Origin of the sequence: Staphylococcus sp. AtHG25 (genome assembly GCF_003217445.1) — a bacterium.
Classification (GTDB): domain Bacteria; phylum Bacillota; class Bacilli; order Staphylococcales; family Staphylococcaceae; genus Staphylococcus; species Staphylococcus haemolyticus.
On record NZ_QJSN01000031.1, the window covers coordinates 1 to 6,452 of the forward strand.

Below are 6,452 nucleotides of genomic sequence, written 5' to 3' on the forward strand. Positions count from 1 at the left end.
CCTTACGGTTGGGTTTATGGTTTTGCCCAACAGTTTCGTCGCTAGCCATAAAATGTTTTTGTTCGCTCATACATCCCACCACGCTTTCTACGAAAGATATTACTTAATATAAATTTAGATTATATGATAATCTAAATTTCATCAAGTAATATAGTGGTTTGGCAAGCATTGGCTTTGCTAGCCACATACGTGGTATCATCGCCGGCTTGTTGGGGATAATCCCCAAGCCCCTTATGGATTTTTTCTGACGAAAAAATAGTGGCTATTTGCTAGCCACTTATTCATGATATTCTAAACCTTGAAGGTGAATCATATGTTTATACTTTTTGTGATTATTCATTAATTCGTTATGGGTACCTATTCCAGTTATATGTCCTTCATCTAAAAATATTATTTTATCTGCATTTAAAACTGTTGATAAACGATGTGCGATAATTAAAATAGTTTGATCAGAATGGATATTGTTTAAAGCATCTTGAATTTTATTTTCACTTTCACTGTCTAAATTTGAAGTAGCTTCATCCAATAATAATAATTTCGGTTGTATAATTAAATTTCTAGCTATATCAATTCTTTGTACTTCTCCACCAGATAAGTTGATTCCATTTTCTCCTAGTGGTGTGTCAAATTCTAATTTTAATGTGCGAATAAAGTTATGTATATTCGCTAATTTAGAATAGTGTATTAATTCTTTCTTAGATATATCTTTATTGAGAGCATAAATTATATTTTCTTTAATAGTTCCATTAATAAGTCCATTATCTTGCATGACATAACCTAGATTATTTCGCCATAGAGATAAAGGAATGTTATAAATAGATGTATTGTTATATAATACTGAACCATCATCAACTTCATAAAAGCGAGAAATAATATTAAAAATAGTAGTTTTTCCAGAACCAGAAGGGCCTACTAAAGCAACAGTCTGATTTTTAGGTATTGTAAAAGTAATATTGTGCAATATTTTTTGGTTTTTATTATAACTAAAATTAACATTTTTAAAAACTAAATCTGATGTATTCAATTTTTGAAAGTGAGTTGATGAAGACAGTAATTCTTTTTTTCTCGCATAATTTCATATAATCGTACACTAACTCCTTCAGCTCTTTTATATCCTGTAAAAATACCTGAAATGTTTTCTATTGGGCTTGTTAATTGCATAATATAAAATATTATAGCAACTAGTGTACCAGAAGTAATGGTTTCAGTAGCAACTCTATATCCTCCATATCCTAGTACACTTCCCATAGATATAAGCATAATCATATTAGTAAGTGGTGAAGTAAAAGAATTTATTAAACCACTTTTTAAAGCTAAATTATAAATATTTGTTAATGAAGATTGTGTTTTAATTGACTCTTTATTTTCAGCTCCGGATATTTTAATTAATTTAATTTCTGATAATGAATGAGAAATTAAACCACTTAATTTAGCTGTTTCAAATTGTGTTTGAAAAGAAATTCTTTTTATGATATTGCTTAAGAATATAATTATAATTATATACAATGGCATAGAAATAAGTGCGACTAATGTAGTTTGCCAATCTAGTAAGAATAATATTATGATTGATCCCAAAAGAGTAATAAGTGATGGAAAAAATCTTGGAATTGTTTGAACGATAAAACTATTAATTATATTTGTATCGTCTATAATCCTACTTAATATTTCTCCTACACTATTTTTATCAAAAAAAGGTACAGGCAATTTTAATATATGATTCCACACTTTTTGTACTAAAGAAAATTTTATAGTAGCACCAATTTTACTTAATAAAAATATGCTTAATCCATTCAATATAGAACTAAAAATGAAAATAAATACAAAAAGCAAGATAAAGTATTTGTTTTTGAATAATACTTCGAAATTATCTATCAAGTTTTTAGTGAATAAGGGAATTAGTAATTCAAAAACACTTCCTATAATAGAAATAAAAATAGCTAAAATTATAATTTTTTTAGGAAATTTAATTTGATTAATTAATTTAATTAATGAACTGTTGTAATTCATAATTACTCCTTAAAAGGTCTACTGATTTTCTGTTTTTTTCTTTTCTCTTTGTTCTTTTTCAATTTGTTCTTTTGAAAATCCTTTCTTTCTTTTTTTTATTAATTCAGTAGGGAATCCAAGCCAATTAGGTATTGAAGCCAAAATGAAATTTAAAATTCGTAGAAATATGTCCATATTTATCAGTCCTATATATAATATATTAAGAAAAAGGGAATAAGCATTTAAACTTACTCCCTTTTTCTTAATATATTACATTTTATGCCATTGGAGTATAGTTAGGACAAGCAGTAGAACTTTGACCATTACTTTTTTCACATTGTTCCATAATTTGTCCTCCAGTTAATCTATAAAAAGCATCGAAACCTTTCCAAGGATTAGGCGTTTTCATGATAAAACCTCCTTTACTCCAAGATATTATTAATGTACCCACATATAAGATTATTAAACTTTATTTTTGTTGGAGATATTTAGGACTATAGTAAATTTGAGGAATCCTTTATATAATAAATTAAATCGAAAAGAGGGAAATCGTCATTAACTGTTAATAATGTATAAGTTATACAAAGCACTACCCATAATAGTTAATTATGTCAACTAACTCAAAAGGCTTAAACGCTGTTAAATCAACGTTTAAGCCTTTTTCTTATAATTATCGTTTATGCAGGTTTTATACATCATTGATCTGATGCGTTTTCAGTCATTTTCAGGAGTTAATATTTTGTATCTTTATTCAGTTTACACTTGTGTAATTTACACAAGTGTAAACTACACAAATCATCATTCATGCGGATACTAGTTGACTAGTAAATAAGTAAACAAGTTTATTAGTAAACAAGTAAACTAGTAAACAAGTAAACTTGTTTACCTGTAATTGATATATCGTATTTAGATATTACATACAATATGCGTGCACACAGTATGCTTGCATATTGTATGCACGCATACAGGTCATAGGGATTTTGTTATAATTGGAGAGCACTTCCGTGCACAAAGGAGGTGTGATGTACAAATGAACATTGCATTTTTCGTCGTAACAATTATCATTTGTCCTGTTCTTACAGGTATCGTAGCAAATTATTTGTATGATAAATTCAAATGATAAAAAGAAAACCCCCACAAAGCTTTGGCAGGCTGTGGGGGTTTTGATGTACAAACGACATCGCACTTTTCGTTAACTTCAGTATATCCATTATATTTTTATTTGTAAACTTTCTAATCTTCCCAATCTAGTTCTAATTGTTGTCTAAATGCTTGTTGTTGTTCTTTTAATAGTGCTTTTTCTTCTTCAGTCATTTCTCTAGTTGTATCACTTTGATTTCGTTCATGTAGCCATTTTGGCGTTTTCTCACGACTGATATATTGTTTAGGTTGACCTACATTCGCCATGTGAGGTTGTCGTTTGTTGTGAATGCGTTTCTCAGCGTCAAAAGTAAACTCTAACCACTCGATTTTACGTCCTCTTTTCGCTTTTATTTTATTGATATTAAGGTTATTAAAAATGAATCCTAATTCTTTAATGATAGGGGCTAATACTTTTTGATTAATATTTGTCATACGGTAGCTATTAGGAATATCTAGCCGTTCTCTAAAATCATCAATTTTAATTTTTACATAGCCAGTATGTTTATACTGCTTAAGTATTCTGAACATATGCTTAGAATATGTAGATTTAAGGTGTGTCATTTCTCGAAGTTCAAATTTAGTGAAGTTACTAGTTAATGAATTAATAATATGTTTTAAATCTGGATTAACACCAATAGCCACATACTCTTTATCTTTATAAATTTCTACTTTAGTAAAAAGAATAAATTTTCTAATAACATTCTCAGTTTCTTCTCTATATGTTAAAGAGAAGATTTTATCATAGAATTTTTCTAAATCTTGAATAAAAAGCTTTTTATCATGACTATAGTAATTACTTAATTCTTTTAATTCTTCAAATGGCACATTAACAGTCAAATTGCCTTTATCTTTTAATTTATTACACAAAGTAAAAAATAGATTAACTTCGGTATTATTAAATTTTCTCAATGGAACTAAATTCATATCATTTTTATATACTACTGTTTCTCCACTCAATTAACTCCACTCCAATCTAAAAGAAACCTTCACACAATAAAGATTCCTATTAACTTTACTTATAAATACTTATAATCGCTATATTATAAGTAATAATAACATAAAGAAACCTAATATAAAAATAGTTCCTTTAGTTTAATGATTGGTTGCCTTTAGTTTAATGATTGGTTGCCTTTAGTTTAATGATTGGTTGCCTTTAGTTTAATGATTGGTTGCCTTTAGCATTTCAAATCCGTTGTCGCTCTAAGGCTCAAAAGCCACCTAAAAAGGTTTTAAAAAGATTTATAAAAAGATATTAAAAAGTTCGGGGCATTTTGCCCCTCACAAATTCAAAAGACAAAAAGGAAAGCAACCACATTTGTGGTTGCTTTTTTATTTATAAAAATCATTAAGTTATTACCCTTTGATGCATTATTCCAATTGCTTTATTGACATTGAGCCTCTGAACCCTTAATAAACCCTAAAACTGTCGACTCGTCGGTTTTATAGCTCACGCTATACCGACATTCGTCGAAACAGTTTAATTAAGGGTTCTTCTCAATGCACAATAAATTTTCTCGGCATAATTGCGTCCTCATAATTACAAAAAGACTTCGAATTTCTTTCTAATCCATTCATAAAGATAAATAAATCCACCTATTGCAACGATATACGGTAAGCCATAAGCAATGTACCAAACCAATGTCATAAAGCCCTCAGACGATTTAATCTTGCTAGCAATTGCTTTTTGAAGTATATCAATATGTATAAAATCCATAAAATCACTACCAATAGTCATGACTAACGTAAAAAGCATAAAGACTAATAACATTATGCCAATTCCTCGATACATGAGTTTAATTTTCTTTTGATATGCTTCATGTGACGCTCTCACTTCTTGCAACATACGTTCATTTTCATCACGTACTTTATAAATATCTCTGCCGATTATATTAGCTAATTCATCGGTATCGACTTTATCCAATTTTTCTTTAAGTATATGAGTAAAGCTATTATGGACTTTAACACCATTATCTCGAAAATCCTTCGTCGCCTCTGTCAAATTCGATGTGAGTTGTTTTTGTTCTTTCTCTCGTACGTTCTGGTTCTCTTGTATCTCTGTTAGATACTTGATGATGAGCTTGTTTTGTTTTTTCAGTTCGTCTAATTCTTGTTTTTCTAAGCTGTTCTGCGTTGTGTTCGACGGCGTCCCAGTCAACTTCGAATTGGTCTGTGTACGCTGCGACTGCGTCTCGCTCTGATTCCTTTTCTTCTTCTCTTTCTCGTCTTTCAAACTCATATTCTAACGCCCCCTTGTCGTAATCTTCACCAAGTTTTTTGCCACGCACCCATTTATTGACGTTTTCAGGCTTATATGAGACGTTTTTGCCTCTGATCTTAAATTCGATACCGTATTTCTCTAAATGCTCTGAAAAGCTCTTAAAATCGCTTGTATGGTCTTTCGCATTTTCAATTTTTTCTCGTAAATCATCTTTCCAAGAATATTGATCTTTTTCTATTAATGCTTTTTCAGCTTGGGTATATCTTAATTTTGCCGTATCTCGTTCTGGCACACTTAAACCGTGTTCCCGACAAATCTCATCATTGAAATTTCTGACATTACGTAAAGCTTGTTTATTATTATTGAATTTCTTACCTGTTTCGAGATCGATTGAATTGATTACAATATGATTGTGTACATGATCCGTATCATTGTGTGTATAGACAGCGACTTGATGATTAGGTGCAATCTTTTCTGCAAGTTCTAAACCTAACTGATTACATTGTTCTGGGGTTACTTCATTGGGTTTGAATGATTGTATAATCACATGCCCTTGATTACCATCGGTTTTACCATATAGCTCACGAGAGGCTTTAAAACTCGATTTCGCATAATCTACATCACAATTTAAGCCACTTTTTTCAACAGCACGTTTCTCAGCGTAATTAATGGCACGTGACGTTGATTTAGTGGCACTTAATTTAGTTGTTGCCATATGTCATCCAACCTTTCACGTAATTCATTGATATTACGTTCTAATGCGCTATAATTCGGAGCGTTATATTGATGTTGATGACAATATTTCGCAATTTGATTGGCATTTGCCCCTAATCGACTTAAATCTTTCGCAATCGATTGTCTCGTTTCTTTATCAAATTTAGGTGCGACCAATCGACTGCCTTGTGCCTTTTTCTTAACGAAAGTAGGCACACTCATATTTAAAGTTTCAGCCGACTGCTTTAACTTTAAATATTCGGATTCGCTCACACGAAAACTAATTTGTTTCGGCTCCTTACGGTTGGGTTTATGGTTTTGCCCAACAGTTTCGTCGCTAGCCATAAAATGTTTTTGTTCGCTCATACATCCCACCACGCTTTCTACGAAA

At 30.5% G+C, this 6,452-nt stretch carries 8 protein-coding genes and 1 pseudogene; all 9 read right to left on the reverse strand.

Annotation, left to right across the window (positions count from 1 at the left end):
* Positions 1-70, reverse strand: a pseudogene (locus tag BDW31_RS12045) (plasmid mobilization protein); the annotation flags it as partial.
* A gap of 207 nt (positions 71-277) precedes the next feature.
* Positions 278-961 (reverse strand): ABC transporter ATP-binding protein, encoded by a 684-nt coding sequence (locus tag BDW31_RS12805; RefSeq protein WP_258365769.1) that lies wholly within the window; start codon positions 959-961, stop codon positions 278-280.
* 59 nt (positions 962-1,020) lie between these two features.
* Positions 1,021-2,007 carry an ABC transporter ATP-binding protein gene (locus tag BDW31_RS12810; protein WP_258365771.1) on the reverse strand — a complete coding sequence of 329 codons (987 nt, stop codon included), beginning with the start codon at positions 2,005-2,007 and terminating at the stop codon, positions 1,021-1,023.
* A gap of 18 nt (positions 2,008-2,025) precedes the next feature.
* Entirely contained in the window at positions 2,026-2,181 is a 156-nt protein-coding gene (locus BDW31_RS12545; RefSeq protein ID WP_181414828.1) for a hypothetical protein, read from the reverse strand.
* An 82-nt stretch (positions 2,182-2,263) separates the two neighbouring features.
* Positions 2,264-2,395: a hypothetical protein gene (locus BDW31_RS12815; RefSeq protein ID WP_258365772.1), complete on the reverse strand. Its 132-nt coding sequence runs from the start codon at positions 2,393-2,395 to the stop codon at positions 2,264-2,266.
* An 824-nt stretch (positions 2,396-3,219) separates the two neighbouring features.
* Positions 3,220-4,086 (reverse strand): replication initiation protein, encoded by an 867-nt coding sequence (locus tag BDW31_RS12055; protein WP_110709684.1) that lies wholly within the window; start codon positions 4,084-4,086, stop codon positions 3,220-3,222.
* A 580-nt stretch (positions 4,087-4,666) separates the two neighbouring features.
* Complete coding sequence (locus tag BDW31_RS12060) at positions 4,667-5,128, reverse strand: DUF334 domain-containing protein (protein ID WP_110709686.1); 462 nt, start codon at positions 5,126-5,128, stop codon at positions 4,667-4,669.
* Positions 5,097-6,062 carry a relaxase/mobilization nuclease domain-containing protein gene (locus BDW31_RS12065; RefSeq protein WP_110709688.1) on the reverse strand — a complete coding sequence of 322 codons (966 nt, stop codon included), beginning with the start codon at positions 6,060-6,062 and terminating at the stop codon, positions 5,097-5,099. The genes BDW31_RS12060 and BDW31_RS12065 overlap by 32 nt, the downstream gene beginning before the upstream one ends.
* Positions 6,044-6,427, reverse strand: coding sequence for a plasmid mobilization protein (locus BDW31_RS12070; RefSeq protein WP_110709689.1), 384 nt, complete (start codon positions 6,425-6,427; stop codon positions 6,044-6,046). Before BDW31_RS12070 ends, BDW31_RS12065 begins: the two co-directional genes overlap by 19 nt.
* Positions 6,428-6,452 lie beyond the last annotated feature (25 nt).

Bases quoted from the DNA above. Each gene is read 5' to 3' on its own strand.
- BDW31_RS12545 (WP_181414828.1), bottom strand. From the start codon at position 2,181: ATGGACATATTTCTACGAATTTTAAATTTCATTTTGGCTTCAATACCT.
- BDW31_RS12810 (WP_258365771.1), bottom strand. From the start codon at position 2,007: ATGAATTACAACAGTTCATTAATTAAATTAATTAATCAAATTAAATTT.
- BDW31_RS12070 (WP_110709689.1), bottom strand. From the start codon at position 6,427: ATGAGCGAACAAAAACATTTTATGGCTAGCGACGAAACTGTTGGGCAA.
- BDW31_RS12815 (WP_258365772.1), bottom strand. From the start codon at position 2,395: ATGAAAACGCCTAATCCTTGGAAAGGTTTCGATGCTTTTTATAGATTA.
- BDW31_RS12065 (WP_110709688.1), bottom strand. From the start codon at position 6,062: ATGGCAACAACTAAATTAAGTGCCACTAAATCAACGTCACGTGCCATT.